The organism is Microcystis sp. M179S2 (assembly GCF_020245805.1).
GTDB lineage: Bacteria > Cyanobacteriota > Cyanobacteriia > Cyanobacteriales > Microcystaceae > Microcystis > Microcystis aeruginosa.
Window position 1 is genome coordinate 1 of the sequence record NZ_JADBUE010000218.1, and the last position, 13,639, is coordinate 13,639.

Genomic DNA, 13,639 nt, shown 5'->3' on the forward strand with positions numbered 1-13,639 from the left:
CGGCGCATAGTTATAGAACATATTCATCGTCGTCTCAAAATATTTCGGATACTTTCATCAAGATACAGAAATCGCAGACGGCGATTTGGTCTGAGATTGAATTTGATTGCTGGTATCTACAATTACGAACTTCGTTACCGACAAAAGGATATATCTTGATTACTTTTGCAAGAGATCTATTGCAAAGGTGAGATGCTCCCTCGAGGTGGTCGGTAGTGGGAACCCTTAGAGAAGGTCAAAACTACACAATATAATCATTCCAGATGAATCCGATAAATTCTAGACTGACAAAACCTTTGTGCCGTCTAGTATTGATATTCTCAATCTTAATTGAAATGACTATATTACTGGACTTACCCCATACATAAATACTAAAAAATCAACAAAACCCTTACTGCAGGTCGCTTCTCAGAAAAAATTGAAAAGACGCTACTGGGTACATTTTTCGCTTGAAAATGGACGTTCGGCGATGCTCAGACGTTCGGCGAAGCTCAGTCGAGCCGTCGAGCCGCTGTACCGTTGACTGTATCTAGAGTCGAGCGATTCCGTAGAGTTGGCTGTATAGTGATCGCTAACCTTATTGTAACAGATGGTGTCATTAATCTCTAGAGTAAGCGATTCCCTCTGTAGCCATGTTTTTGATGGTTTTCTGCCTCGAAACAAGCTATAATAGTGGAAAGGTCAAACTGGAAAATTTTTGCCTCAAACCCTATCTGCGTAAGGACTTCAGGAGTTTGGCGTTTAATAGTTAATTGGTATTATATTGCTTCAACTCAGGCTCTGTAAGACTTTTAGCCATAGCTAGTATTTTTATACTAGGGAAGTTTAGATATTAAAAATATCAGAGCTTAACTGAGTGATGCCGATCAAAAATAAGAGTAAAAATTCTAGTAAAATGAGTATTTAAGTGGGTGGGTGGAATTAAATATAAGATGAACGTAGGTTGGGCTTCGGCCGTGAGATCAGCGTTCGACCGAGCTCACGCCGAGGTCCGAACGGTTGAAGCATGAAACCCAACGCCCGCATGGTTTAGGCTACCGCTAACCCATCCTACAAATAATTGTGCCTCCCTACTTATTAGACATATCTTACTCATTTTCAAACAGTTTAATGGAGTTTTCTTATTCACTTTGGCGAGATTTCTCACCTCAACTGGGTCTTGAAGAATTTCACTGCCATAAAAAGCGAGGGCTGTCAAGAGCCAAAAAGATAAAACAACAAGATACTAATCCTCAATTGATTGGTAAACTCGCACAAAGAGGGATAGCTTATCTTTACAAACATCCTGAATCTATCTCTGCTCAAGGTATTGAATATGTTGGCGATAAGGTTCTCAATTTGCAAAATAGAGATGGAGAAGTAGCTCAAACAATTCAAAATATTTTAGAATTGTATTTTAAATATCCCTTTTTGCAAAATAAAAATGTTATTCATCTTGATTCAGGCAACCAAGCATCTGAAAATATAATACTGCCTATTGACAAGATATACTTAAGAATTAATTATCTTTTTGATTGTGTTATTGAAGAAGAATCTAGAATTCATATAGTAGACTTCAAAACAGGTAAGACACAAGATATAAGACAAGCTTTTGTATATATATTAGTAGGCGATATATATTTTAATTACGAAAAAGAAATAGTAGCATCATTTTATAATTTGGAAACAGCAGAAAGTTCTGAGATTTACTCTCTTGATCCGCAAGAAAAAAATTTTGTTAAACAACGTATACTAGAAATTGCGGTAGCACACAAGCGAGAAATGAAAGATTATAATTGTGGACAAAGGAGTTTTGAAGATATATTTCCCGCCAGCCCTGGACGTGGTTGTTTGAATTGTAGTTATCAATTTTATTGTGAGGACTATGTTGAATATGTCAACGATAATTAATTCTCAAATAGATTATACGAGTACGATGCTTTCTATCAACCATATTGAGAAGACTCGTATTGGGTACTTTTCGGTCAAACAAACTTTATCGGTAGATCAAGGTAATCGTTTATCCTATGAATTGTCTAAAGTTATTGATCATGCTAAATTTATCTACTATCAGGGTAATTTTATCTCTATTCTGACTGCAGACTATTCATCTAAAAATCAAGGAGGTAAATCAAAATGGCAAGAAAAACTAGATGAAATAGTACAAAATCTTCATACAGAAATTGGAATAGCTAAGATAGAAATTGAAAAAATTGATAAATTAGAAAATCCAAAAGCTGAAATAATTTCACGTCTAGCTGTTCGAATTATCCGTTCTTATTTATTAAAACAAGATTACAAAATCAAGGTTAATATAAAAGATAATATATCAGATTTATCAATTTTTAGATATTTAGACCCTTGCCCAGAGAACTTTTCTGGACAAGCTGCTATAGCTTTAAACTGGAAAACATCGGGGTGTTATATGGGAACAGTTAAGCAGTATTGGCTGAGAAATGGTAGAGATAATGACAAGTTAATCAATTTAAGTGTCAATAATAAATTTAATTCTAGAATAGGTGGAATTATACAAGAAATTGTTGGTCTCTGTACCGAATCAGAGAAACAGAGATTATTAAACTATCCTAATGTACATCCCAAAACTCAAGAAGTGATTCGCTCTTGTGATGATTCAGACATAATTGTTGCCGTATTTAATCGGAAATGGCAACAAGATACATATTCTCATTATGTTTTAGACGGCCTAGAGATTTCCATAAATAGAGATAGCGCAGCACTGGTAAAAATTGATTATGATTCCTATCTGCAACAGTCAAAAATAGAATTGCAGGATTGGAAAGCACTACTCGAACAGGGTAAGAAAATAGCAGAATCAGCCTTGTCTATTTGGAATATAATCGTCAATCAATACGTGAACTCTAGAGATTACAGAAATTTATTCTCTGTTTCACAATGGAGACAAGATACCGTTAACCTTCTATTTGGTAATAAATCCGAAAAGAATGTAATTTCTCCCAGAAGTAATCTTAAAAAAGGGCTGTTAGAAGGAGGGGTGTATCGACGGTGTACGGATTTTAATTTACCTTCTAGTCAAATTAGAGCTATCGCTTTAAATCTTACCAACACCTCTGGAAAAACTTTTATAGATAAGTTAAAATCTGAATTGAAAAAATTAGATTTTTCCGTAAACTTTATGGAAAAACTGCTCCTAAATATTCAAGGTAAAATGTCAGAGATGGATGCAGTAGAAATAGAAAATACAATTAAAAAGATATCTGCCTTAGAACCGCATTTAGTGATAACTATACTTCCCAAAGGAGATAAAAAACTTGATATAACTGACCGCGGTAGCTACTATTATCATACCCTTAATCAATTATTATCTAGAGGGATTGCTAGTCAAATGGTAGATGAGGAAAATTTAACTAACTCATATATTTATAATGAATTGATTCTAAGTATTTTAGCTAAACTTGGCAATATCGCTTTTATTTTAGCTGATCCTCTGAAAGTTGCTGACTATTTCATTGGTCTAGATGTTGCTCGTCAGACTAAGCAAAAAACGGTAGGAACAAGAAATGCTTGCGCCTGTGTTCGTATATATGGTTCTCGAGGAGAATTTATAAAATATAAATTAGCGAGTTCTATGTTAGAAGGAGAAGAAATAAATAGTAAAACCTTACGAGAAATTATTCCTTCCGATGAATTATCAGGAAAACGAGTATTAATTTTCAGAGATGGTCGGTTTAGAGGACAAGAATTAAATTTTTTGCGGGAAAGAGCGGCAGCGGTTAATGCAAAAATGATTTTTGTCGAGATCACTAAATCGGGGACGTGTAGATTATTTAATCAAAGGGAAGAGGATTTACAAAAACCTACCCAGTATCTTATTTTTAAACACTCGGAACGAGAGGCTACAGTTGTTACCACTAATCCACCTCTAGCTGTAGGACTAGCACAGCCAATCAGAGTTAGTATCCTTGAGGATGGTGAGATTCCTTCACTAGATGATGTTCTTGAAGCTACAATTAAATTGTGCTTATTGCATCATGGGTCTTATAAAGAAGTAGGAGTACCAGTACCAATTTTTGCTTCTGATAAAATAGGATACAAAATGTTAAAAGGTTTGAGTCATGTAAAACCAGAAGGGTGTCAACAATGGTGGCATTAAAATTTAATTTTACTATGGATAAACTAAATTATTATCAAAACATAATCAAGAAAATTCTCACAGAATATGCAAAAATTTCCTCACAAGTACCCGATCAAGACATAGAAGAAATATTGATATTTGACGATGATAGAAGCCAATATTTTTGGTTTAATATTTGCTGGAAAAATGGCAAAAGAATTAAAGCAATTTCCGTTTATCTTCGTCTAAAAAATGACAAAATTTATATTGAAGAAGATTGGACAGAAGCAGGTATCGCCACGGAATTAATGCGCGTAGGAATTCCCAGCAGTGAGATAGTTTTAGCTTTTCAACCTCCCGAAGTGCGACAGTTTACCGAATTTGCGATCGCCTAAAAATTATTCTTTACTTTCTCGTCAGATGAGGAGTAGCTAAAATCGAATATTTAAATATACTTGTTTCTAGGTCATTTCTGCCACTTCATCCTTGACTCGCCGGTTCAAGGGTTAGATATTTTCCGAGCAAAAGTGCTACAATGTAATCTTAGGGGTCAAAATAATCAAGGAGAAGAGCATGGTCAGCAAAATTGATCGCCAAGCATTTTTACAATCCTTAATCGTGCCACCGGGTAAAGAAATTTCTCTACACAAAGACTACGATCCCGGGTTTAAGCCAGACTACATTACCAAAGAAGATGCCACGCTGCTGCTGCAACAGGGGATCGAAAAAATGGCCGAGTTTCAAGATAAACTCTATGCCCAGGATACCTATGCCCTGTTAATTAATCTGCAAGCCATGGATGCGGCGGGTAAAGATGGTACGATTAGACACGTTATGTCGGGTTTAAATCCCCAAGGCTGTCAGGTATTTAGCTTTAAAGTTCCCTCGGCCGAAGAACTAGATCACGATTATCTCTGGCGATATTATAAAGCCTTACCTGAGCGGGGTCGTATCGGTATTTTTAATCGTTCCTACTACGAAGAATTATTAGTCGTGCGCGTCCATCAAGATTTATTGGAACGGCAAAAACTCCCCCCGGAAGACAGAACTAAGAAAGTTTGGCAGCGACGTTTTGAGGAGATTAATAATTTTGAAAAATATCTGGTTAACAATGGGGTTATTGTCCTGAAATTCTTTCTCAATGTTTCTAAAGGAGAACAGAAAAAACGATTTTTAGAAAGAATTGATCGCCCCGAAAAAAACTGGAAGTTTTCCGAAAATGATGTCAAAGAAAGAGCTTTTTGGGGTGATTACATGAAAGCCTACGAGGAGGTATTCAATCATACCAGTACCGAGTGGGCCCCCTGGTATATTATCCCGGCTGATCGCAAATGGTTTACCCGTTTAGCTGTGGGGGCGGTTATTTATCACACCCTCGAATCCCTTGGTTTAAAATATCCCACCGTTACCGAAGAACATCACCAAGCTTTACTGAAAGCCAAAGAAATCCTCGAAAACGAGCCAGATTAAAAATGGAAGAAAATCCCCAAAAAGCGATAATTGCCGGAAAATCGATCGTATAATCGATCTCGATTTTCAAGAATTCCCCCTATGAATTATCGCATCGATCGCCGCACCTATGCTGAAACCTACGGCCCCACCGTCGGAGATAAAGTTCGCCTCGCAGACACGGAATTATTTATCGAAGTCGAAAAAGATTTCACCACCTACGGCGATGAGGTAAAATTCGGCGGCGGTAAAGTAATTCGCGATGGGATGGGCCAATCCCCCATTTCTAGGGAAGATGGGGCGGTGGATTTGGTGATTACTAATGCCCTAATTCTCGACTGGTGGGGCATCGTTAAAGCCGATGTGGGCATTAAAGACGGCAAAATTTATAAAATCGGTAAAGCGGGCAATCCCCACATTCAAGATAATGTTGATATTATTATCGGTCCTGCTACCGAGGCATTAGCCGGGGAAGGGATGATTTTGACAGCAGGGGGGATTGATGCCCATATTCATTTTATCTGTCCCCAACAAATTGAGACAGCGATTGCGTCGGGGATTACCACGATGATTGGTGGTGGGACCGGACCTGCAACGGGAACTAATGCCACCACCTGCACCCCGGGAGAATGGAACATCTATCGAATGCTAGAGGCCGCCGAAGCTTTCCCGATGAATTTGGGTTTTTTGGGTAAAGGCAATAGCAGTCAGCCGGAAGGACTAGCGGAACAGGTAAAAGCGGGGGTAATTGGCTTAAAACTCCATGAAGATTGGGGAACCACTCCGGCAGCCATTGATACCTGTTTAAGCGTGGCCGATAAGTACGATGTGCAGGTGGCGATTCATACGGATACTCTCAATGAAGCCGGTTTTGTTGAGGCCACTATCGCCGCTTTTAAAAATCGCGTCATTCACACCTACCACACGGAAGGAGCCGGCGGTGGTCATGCTCCCGATATTATCAAGGTTTGCGGGGAAATGAACGTTTTACCCTCCTCTACTAATCCCACCCGTCCCTATACGACGAATACCTTAGAGGAACACCTCGATATGTTGATGGTTTGTCATCATTTAGACCGGAGTATTCCCGAAGATGTGGCCTTTGCCGAATCCCGCATCCGCCGCGAAACTATTGCCGCCGAGGATATTCTCCACGATTTAGGGGCTTTTAGCATCATTTCCTCCGATTCTCAAGCGATGGGACGGGTGGGAGAAGTAATTATCCGCACTTGGCAAACTGCCCACAAAATGCGGGTACAACGAGGCAGACTGACCGGGGAAACGGGAGAGAATGATAATCTGCGGGCAAGACGATATATTGCTAAATATACGATTAATCCTGCTATTACCCATGGTGTCTCCGATTATGTCGGTTCCATCGAGGTGGGCAAATTAGCCGATTTGGTTCTCTGGAAACCGGCATTTTTTGGCGTAAAACCGGAAATTGTCCTGAAAGGCGGTTTAATCGCCTGGGCGCAAATGGGCGATGCTAATGCCAGTATTCCCACACCCCAACCGGTTTATATGCGTCCCATGTTTGCCTCTTTTGGTGGTGCGATCGCCAAAACTTCCTTGACATTTGTTTCTAAATATGCTATGAAAGCGGGCATTCCTGAGAAGTTAAAGCTGAAAAAAACCGCCGTGGCAGTGTCGAATACGCGCAATATCAGTAAGGCTAGTATGAAGCTTAATGACGCTTTACCGCGCATGGAAGTTAATCCCGAAACCTACGAGGTGCGTGCTGACGGGGAATTATTAATCTGTGAACCCGCTACGGTTTTACCCATGGCCCAACGCTATTTCTTATTTTGAATTCGATTTCAGATTCAGAAAACGGGTTTTTTGAAAAAATCCGTTTTCTTTTTGAATCAACGGTTAAGGATTAGTAGGAAAATTTGGGAAAAATAACTTAACCAATCCTGCCATTAGTGCAGTAACAATGGCAACAAAGATGGTTCGATTAGTAAATTCCAAGTTATCTAGTCGTTTATTCACGCCTGTTAATTCTCCTTTAATATTTGCTATGTCAACTCTTAAGTTATTCACTTCTTCAGATAGCTTGTCTATTTTGCTATTAACTTCTTTGAATTGTCCTACAATAAAGTCTTTTAATTCTTTGAGGTCGTTTTCTGTAAATGTTGCCATTGTGTGACTCTCCTAGTAATTGTTTGTGATACCAATAATCTTACCACTAAGTTTAACTCCTAACCCTTAATCAGTCAAATGTCATCGAAGTTGCATCACCAGAAGGAATAAAACTGGCCCAATAAAAAGGATGTTTTTGCTTCTCACCCTTGAGCATTCCTAATTGAATTTGTCGTAAAGCTTCACTGCGTCCTTCTCCTTTTTGTAAGCGTCCATAATAGGCGACCATTAAATCTTTAGTCGCGTCATCAGATACTTTCCAAAGGCTAATTAATTGGCTTTCACTTCCCGCAATAACTAAAGCGCGGCGCAATCCATAAACTCCCTGACCGATTTTAATATCTCCTTTCCCCGTATCGCAAGCGGAAAGCACAACTAATTTGGTTCCGACTAAGTTTAAATTGGTAGTTTCTAAAGCAGTCAAAACCCCATCATCTCCTGCACTTTGACCGATTGTAACTCCTGCTAAAACTAACCCAGAACGCAATAAAGGATTCTCAATAACATTGCTTTCTGGTTTAAAAAAACCATGAGTAGCGATGTGGAGAATATTTGGTTTTTTCACTTGTTTGACGGCGTTTTCTGTGGCTTGAGAACCAGTTAAAACAGTGGCTTGAGGTAAGAGATTTTTAATCGCTTTAGCTTCTTGTTCTGTACCCGGAAGACCGGGAAAAGTAAACTCAGACAGGTCTATGGAACGAGTGAGAGCGACTTTTTCCCCTGCTTTACCATAGAAAGGATCAGCTACAATAAGCGGAGATTGTTGACTGGCAAATTTATCTTTAAGGCGCAGTAAATCCCGTCCAGAAGTGAGATAAGTAATATGATAATTTTCCACTAAGTATTGATTATTTTCATCTACTAAAGCTTCAAAAGGAATTAAATTAAGTGCAGCATCAGGAGAAAGCAGAATTGTTTTAGTATTACCTAATAATTGACGGATAGGCTGCATCAATGTCTCATCAAGTTGACGCGCTGATTTTTGCAGTTGAGGGAGAGGAGTTTCTGCGTCTGCAAGATTGTCACGAAAGTAAATTAATTTGTCATCAATCGGTTTAGCTTCCCCTAAATCCTTGGCTTTGATGTCACCATTGGGATAGAGAATATAAACAGCATAGCGAGGGATGCCAAAACTATCATTTTTAGGATTATAAGGTTGATAGCGGACTATTTCAACTAAAGCAGCATCAGCAGGAATTAGTTTTTGAATACCTTCGAGGGTAATGGGTTGGGATAGGCTACGAAATTCGGCACTACGAACACCGATTTTACCCTCTATTTCTTTTGCTTTTTCGGTAACTTCGTTAATTTGTTGACGGTAAATTTCTGCTGAGGGAAAATCATCAGGCTTTTTAAAAGTCAGATTAGATAGTTGAGTCCGAACTTCAATCAGTTGAGTCAATAATTGTTGACTTTCGAGGTCATCAGTACGTTGTCGGAGAATTTGTAAGCTATTGGTTGAAACATCTAAAATTCGTCCTTTGCGTTCTAAGATAGTTTTCAAGGCGAGACGGGTTGCTTCTGGGTTATTGGGTACAGCTTGAAGATTGAGGGAAATCACCGAATTAGTCGTCCCTAAAACCTTTGCCATATAATCTTGTTTTTGCTTGTCATCCCCCATTTTTAGATTTTCTGAGAGGTTGTATTCTTGTACTGCAAGTCCTTGGGTTTGATAATTAATGGCTTGAGGAATATCATCTTGAGACCAGTAAAGTCCAGCCAAATTGTTGAGACTTTGTGCGGTATCGGGATGGTTGTCTCCTAATTGTTGTTTCCTGATAGCTAAAGCTTGTTTGTAAAGGGGTTCGGCTTCACTGTATCTTCCTTGAGACTCGTAAAGTACAGCCAAATTGTTGAGACTGGTGGCGGTTAGGGGATGGTTGTCTCCTAATTGTTGTTTCCAGATAGCTAAGGCTTCTTTGTAGAGGGGTTCGGCTTCACTGTATCTTCCTTGAGACTTGTAAAGTAATGCCAAATTGTTGAGACTGGAAGCGGTGTCGGGATGGTTGTCTCCTAATTGTTGTTTCCAGATAGCTAAAGCCTGTTTGTAGAGAGGTTCGGCTTCGCTGTATCTTCCTTGAGACTGGTAAAGTTCTGCCAAATTGTTGAGACTGGAGGCGGTAGAGGGATGGTTGTCTCCTAATCGTTGTTTCCTGATAGCTAAAGCTTGTTTGTAGAGGGGTTCGGCTTCGCTATATCTTCCTTGAACTCTGTAAAGTCCTGCCAAATTGTTGAGACTGGTGGCGGTAGAGGGATGGTTGTCTCCTAATTGTTGTTTCCAGATAGCTAAAGCCTGTTTGTAGAGAGGTTCGGCTTCGCTGTATCTTCCTTGAGAATAGTAAAGTACTGCCAAATTGCCAAAACTTTGTGCAGTATCGGGATGGTTGTCTCCTAACTGTTGCTTGAATATATCTAAAGCCTCTTTGTAGAGGGGTTCAGCTTCACTGTATCTTCCTTGGGATAGGTAAAGTGCAGCCAAATTGTTGAGACTTTGAGCGGTATCGGGATGGTTGTCTCCTAATCGTTGTTTCCTGATAGCTAAAGCTTGTTTGTAGAGGGGTTCGGCTTCGCTGTATCTTCCTTGAGACTCGTAAAGTGCAGCCAAATTGTTGAGACTGGTGGCGGTATCGGGATGGTTGTCTCCTAATTGTTGTTTCCTGATAGCTAAAGCCTGTTTGTAGAGGGGTTCGGCTTCGCTGTATCTTCCTTGAGAATAGTAAAGTAATGCCAAATTGTTGAGACTGGTGGCGGTATCGGGATGGTTGTCTCCTAATTGTTGTTTCCTGATAGCTAAAGCCTGTTTGTAGAGGGGTTCGGCTTCGCTGTATCTTCCTTGAGACTCGTAAAGTGCAGCCAAATTGTTGAGACTGGTGGCGGTAGAGGGATGGTTGTCTCCTAATTGTTGTTTCCTGATAGCTAAAGCTTGTTTGAAGAGGGGTTCGGCTTCGCTGTATCTTCCTTGAGACTCGTAAAGTCCTGCCAAATTGTTGAGACTTTGTGCAGTTAGGGGATGGTTGTCTCCTAATTGTTGTTTGCTGATAGCTAAAGCTTGTTCTGCTAGGGGAATCGCCTCGTTGTATTTCCCCTGCTGATACAATTGAATAACTTGCTGAGTTAGCCTCTCTGCTTCGGCTAATTTATCTTGCGGTGAAACCTGAGAAATCACCTGTCCCACCGTTGGGTTTAACATGACTCCCGATAATCCCATCATCCCGGTAATGACGACAACCGCTATCCCTGATTTGATTGATACTTTCATTGGTTTTTTATCCCTAGAGTTTATTGATAGGCAAAAACATCAACTTGAATAGATTTGTCGGGTTGAGCCTTGTGCTGTAGTAAAGTTCTGATTTTTTCTGCCGTTTCACTACTAAAAACAACCTCACCACAGTTATAGCATTACTTTAAGGCAGAGCCTTAGATATTGTGTTCCAAGGCAAAGCCTTGGAACAAGGGGACAAGGAGAATTTGTTTTAAGTACCATAATTAGTATAAGGCCGTTTATAAGGTGGTTGCAGTCCCAAAACAATATCCTCCCTCTTAACACCCATTGAAATTAAATCTTCTGCTGGATTCAATTCCGTTAAATTTTGTTGTAGCCAAATCTTATTATCACGAATATCAAAATGAACAATCGAGCGGTAAACTCGTTTTAAACCTTCCCATCCTACATTCATCCACTGATAATGATCCCGTTCCACATCAAATATTAATTGTACTTCTACGTCTTCACCGGTAACATCTTCTGCTACATAGCGACTTAACAAATTTTGCACTGCTTGACGATATTTTATGAGTTTATCTTTATCCATTGTGTAATTACCTCCGTACAAAAGTAGTAGCCATCATCTCGTTCATCTCGTTCCCAGGTTCTACCTGGGAACGCTTTATTCAGGTTCTACCTGAATACTATTTTAAGGCAGAGCCTTAAATATTGTGTTTCAAGGCAGAGCCTTGTAACAAGCGACAAATTTTGCACTGCTTGACGATATTTTATTAGTTTATCTTTATCCATTGTGTAATTACCTCCGTACAAAAGTAGTAGCCATTATCCATAATTTAACTTTCATCCTTACTCCCTCCTTAAAATGTCATTAATTGTTTTAGCCAATTCCTGAACCTGCGAAATATCCCCTAACTGATTGTAAGTCCCCTTCGCCTTGGTTAACCACTGTATCGCCTCATTCTTATTTCCCAAGAGACGATAAGCTATTCCTAAACCCGCTTGTATCTCCGCTTGCACTGACAAATTCTGCGTATTTGTTGCCAGTTTTAACGCCTTATCATAAGGTTTTTTTGCCAACTGAGGCAACCCTATCTTAAGGTAAGTATCCCCTAACAGTTGATAAACGGTAGCAACCTGACTATTTTGCTTAACTAATCCTTCTAATACCTCAACCGCATCCCCATACAACCCATAACCTCGATAGAGATGCGCTAAAACTAACCCTGCTTCCTCTGGGGATAATTGCTGCTGTTGAACAGCTTTAACAGCATCTAAAACCGTTTTTTGAGTCTGTTCATCTAATACTCTAAACCCGACGTTTTCATCATCACTTCTAGAAGACGCACCATTATCAGCTTTTATTGTTACCCGATATCGCTTTCCTGCTTCCAGAGGAGGTTCACCGGGATAGACTATTTCAGTTTTATTTGTCTGCGTTTCCCAATTAACCCCATCTATTTTGATAGTATAATTAGTTGCACCCGGAACAGCATTCCACCGCAGTGAAGGACGATTGGTAATAATATTCGTTTCACGAGGAGTAATTAGATAAGGTAATTTTGCTAAAACTTTCTCTTTATTTCCTGTTGGACGGAGGGTTGTATTATTAATATTGGGAAGTGAAATCACAGAATTTCCCCGAGGACAGCCATTAGAAACAATATACTTTCCTGTTTTAACCGTCCACTGCTTGAGATTACTACAATAAACCTTAACGGAAGCGTTAGCTGCCACTTCTAACTTATCATCAAAACTGAGGGTAAGTCCGACAGAAGCGGGAAGGGTTTTTTTCCATTGTGGTTTTTTAACGGTAACTTTCCCTTTTACCTCAAAAATCGTGTTAACTCCAACAGTGTTGCTAAAAGTCGCCGCCGGAAATCCTACCGTAATTAATATCAGGGAAATGGGGGTAAAGATTTTGAGAAATTTATTCATGGGTTGAATCACTTGAGGTTTGGCTTTAATTAGGTTCGTTGTTGAACTTTCGTCCTCATCCGGTGCGATTTCAGAAAACGGGTTTTTAAAAAAAACCGTTTTCTCGTCTAACTTGTTATACTATACTACTACAACTTAAAACCTCACCATTCCCTAATCTTCCCTACGGGGTTGGAGACAAGCTTTGCACCCTCACTGAAGGAGTAATTTCCCACTTCCACTCGCAACTATAGAATTAGCTATAATAAAATTACCACAGGTATCATCTTCATATTTCTGGAAACTATATGACCTTAAAACAATTAGACCGAATTACTTTTAACTCCAAAATTATGGCAGGTCAAGCCTGTATTCGAGGAATGCGTATTCCTGTTTCTTTAATTCTTAATCTACTTGCTAACGAAAAGCCGATAGAGGAAATCTTAGAGGAATACCCTGACCTAGAAAGAGAAGATATTCACCAATGTTTATTATATGCTTCTTGGTTAGCCAGAGAACAAGTTCATCATTTTGAATTAATCGAGCAATGGAGATAGAGTTTCTAGCCGATATGGGGATTTCTCTGCGTACAGTCTCATGGTTAAGAGAACAAGGTTATGATGTCGTTTATCTTCGAGATGAAGGCTTACAAACTTTATCTGATCAGGAAATTCTTGCCAAAGCAAAAAGAGAAAAGCGGATAATTTTAACTGTCGATCTAGATTTTTCTCAACTTCTCGCTATTAGTGGTGATAATTTACCAAGTGTCATCCTATTCCGTTTAGGCAATGAAAACTACAATCTAATTAATCAGCGTTTAACTATAGTTTTAC

Annotated in this window: 11 protein-coding genes and 2 pseudogenes; 8 read left to right on the top strand and 5 right to left on the bottom strand. The window is 39.3% G+C overall.

Annotation, left to right across the window (positions count from 1 at the left end; genetic code table 11):
* The 6 genes and pseudogenes from IM500_RS13570 to ureC form a co-directional block, all read left to right on the top strand.
* Positions 1 to 159 (top strand): annotated as a pseudogene (locus IM500_RS13570) (IS5 family transposase); the annotation flags it as partial.
* A gap of 951 nt (positions 160 to 1,110) precedes the next feature.
* Positions 1,111 to 1,890, top strand: a complete 780-nt coding sequence (locus tag IM500_RS13575) for a PD-(D/E)XK nuclease family protein (protein ID WP_190719452.1) — start codon at positions 1,111 to 1,113, stop codon at positions 1,888 to 1,890.
* Positions 1,874 to 4,111 (top strand): Piwi domain-containing protein, encoded by a 2,238-nt coding sequence (locus tag IM500_RS13580; RefSeq protein ID WP_190719455.1) that lies wholly within the window; start codon positions 1,874 to 1,876, stop codon positions 4,109 to 4,111. The genes IM500_RS13575 and IM500_RS13580 overlap by 17 nt, the downstream gene beginning before the upstream one ends.
* A 14-nt stretch (positions 4,112 to 4,125) precedes the next feature.
* Positions 4,126 to 4,467, top strand: a complete 342-nt coding sequence (locus tag IM500_RS13585) for a XisI protein (RefSeq protein WP_287738668.1) — start codon at positions 4,126 to 4,128, stop codon at positions 4,465 to 4,467.
* Between the two features lie 178 nt (positions 4,468 to 4,645).
* Positions 4,646 to 5,542, top strand: coding sequence for a polyphosphate kinase 2 family protein (locus tag IM500_RS13590; protein WP_002801433.1), 897 nt, complete (start codon positions 4,646 to 4,648; stop codon positions 5,540 to 5,542).
* 81 nt (positions 5,543 to 5,623) lie between these two features.
* Entirely contained in the window at positions 5,624 to 7,333 is a 1,710-nt protein-coding gene (ureC, locus tag IM500_RS13595; protein WP_002785480.1) for an urease subunit alpha, read from the top strand.
* Between the two features lie 63 nt (positions 7,334 to 7,396).
* On the opposite strand, the gene IM500_RS13600 is transcribed toward ureC, so the two are convergent.
* The 5 genes and pseudogenes from IM500_RS13600 to IM500_RS13615 all read right to left on the bottom strand — a co-directional run bounded on the left by IM500_RS13600 (position 7,397) and on the right by IM500_RS13615 (position 12,827).
* Entirely contained in the window at positions 7,397 to 7,666 is a 270-nt protein-coding gene (locus IM500_RS13600) for an LPP leucine zipper domain-containing protein (protein WP_287738670.1), read from the bottom strand.
* Positions 7,667 to 7,736: 70 nt separating this feature from the next.
* Entirely contained in the window at positions 7,737 to 10,925 is a 3,189-nt protein-coding gene (locus IM500_RS13605) for a CHAT domain-containing tetratricopeptide repeat protein (protein WP_502882359.1), read from the bottom strand.
* Between the two features lie 20 nt (positions 10,926 to 10,945).
* Positions 10,946 to 11,065 (bottom strand): annotated as a pseudogene (locus IM500_RS24505) (YgiT-type zinc finger domain-containing protein); the annotation flags it as partial.
* Positions 11,066 to 11,139: 74 nt separating this feature from the next.
* Complete coding sequence (locus IM500_RS13610) at positions 11,140 to 11,478, bottom strand: XisI protein (protein WP_002735894.1); 339 nt, start codon at positions 11,476 to 11,478, stop codon at positions 11,140 to 11,142.
* A 260-nt stretch (positions 11,479 to 11,738) separates the two neighbouring features.
* Entirely contained in the window at positions 11,739 to 12,827 is a 1,089-nt protein-coding gene (locus IM500_RS13615) for a tetratricopeptide repeat protein (RefSeq protein ID WP_287738673.1), read from the bottom strand.
* A 287-nt stretch (positions 12,828 to 13,114) separates the two neighbouring features.
* Here IM500_RS13615 and IM500_RS13620 point away from each other — a divergent pair, with 287 nt between their 5' ends.
* Together IM500_RS13620 and IM500_RS13625 are read left to right on the top strand one after the other, a co-directional pair.
* The gene (locus IM500_RS13620) at positions 13,115 to 13,363 is read left to right on the top strand and encodes a DUF433 domain-containing protein (protein ID WP_002743172.1); all 249 of its coding nucleotides are present in this window, start codon (positions 13,115 to 13,117) and stop codon (positions 13,361 to 13,363) included.
* Positions 13,354 to 13,639 (top strand): DUF5615 family PIN-like protein (locus IM500_RS13625; RefSeq protein WP_287738675.1); only part of this gene is annotated, 286 nt, incomplete at its 3' end. The genes IM500_RS13620 and IM500_RS13625, both read left to right, overlap by 10 nt.

What these genes read in the sequence shown, in the direction of transcription:
- ureC (WP_002785480.1), top strand. Translation starts at nt 5,624, where the DNA reads ATGAATTATCGCATCGATCGCCGCACCTATGCTGAAACCTACGGCCCC.
- IM500_RS13620 (WP_002743172.1), top strand. Translation starts at nt 13,115, where the DNA reads ATGACCTTAAAACAATTAGACCGAATTACTTTTAACTCCAAAATTATG.
- IM500_RS13590 (WP_002801433.1), top strand. Translation starts at nt 4,646, where the DNA reads ATGGTCAGCAAAATTGATCGCCAAGCATTTTTACAATCCTTAATCGTG.
- IM500_RS13610 (WP_002735894.1), bottom strand. Translation starts at nt 11,478, where the DNA reads ATGGATAAAGATAAACTCATAAAATATCGTCAAGCAGTGCAAAATTTG.
- IM500_RS13585 (WP_287738668.1), top strand. Translation starts at nt 4,126, where the DNA reads ATGGATAAACTAAATTATTATCAAAACATAATCAAGAAAATTCTCACA.
- IM500_RS13575 (WP_190719452.1), top strand. Translation starts at nt 1,111, where the DNA reads ATGGAGTTTTCTTATTCACTTTGGCGAGATTTCTCACCTCAACTGGGT.
- IM500_RS13615 (WP_287738673.1), bottom strand. Translation starts at nt 12,827, where the DNA reads ATGAATAAATTTCTCAAAATCTTTACCCCCATTTCCCTGATATTAATT.
- IM500_RS13600 (WP_287738670.1), bottom strand. Translation starts at nt 7,666, where the DNA reads ATGGCAACATTTACAGAAAACGACCTCAAAGAATTAAAAGACTTTATT.
- IM500_RS13605 (WP_502882359.1), bottom strand. Translation starts at nt 10,925, where the DNA reads ATGAAAGTATCAATCAAATCAGGGATAGCGGTTGTCGTCATTACCGGG.
- IM500_RS13580 (WP_190719455.1), top strand. Translation starts at nt 1,874, where the DNA reads ATGTCAACGATAATTAATTCTCAAATAGATTATACGAGTACGATGCTT.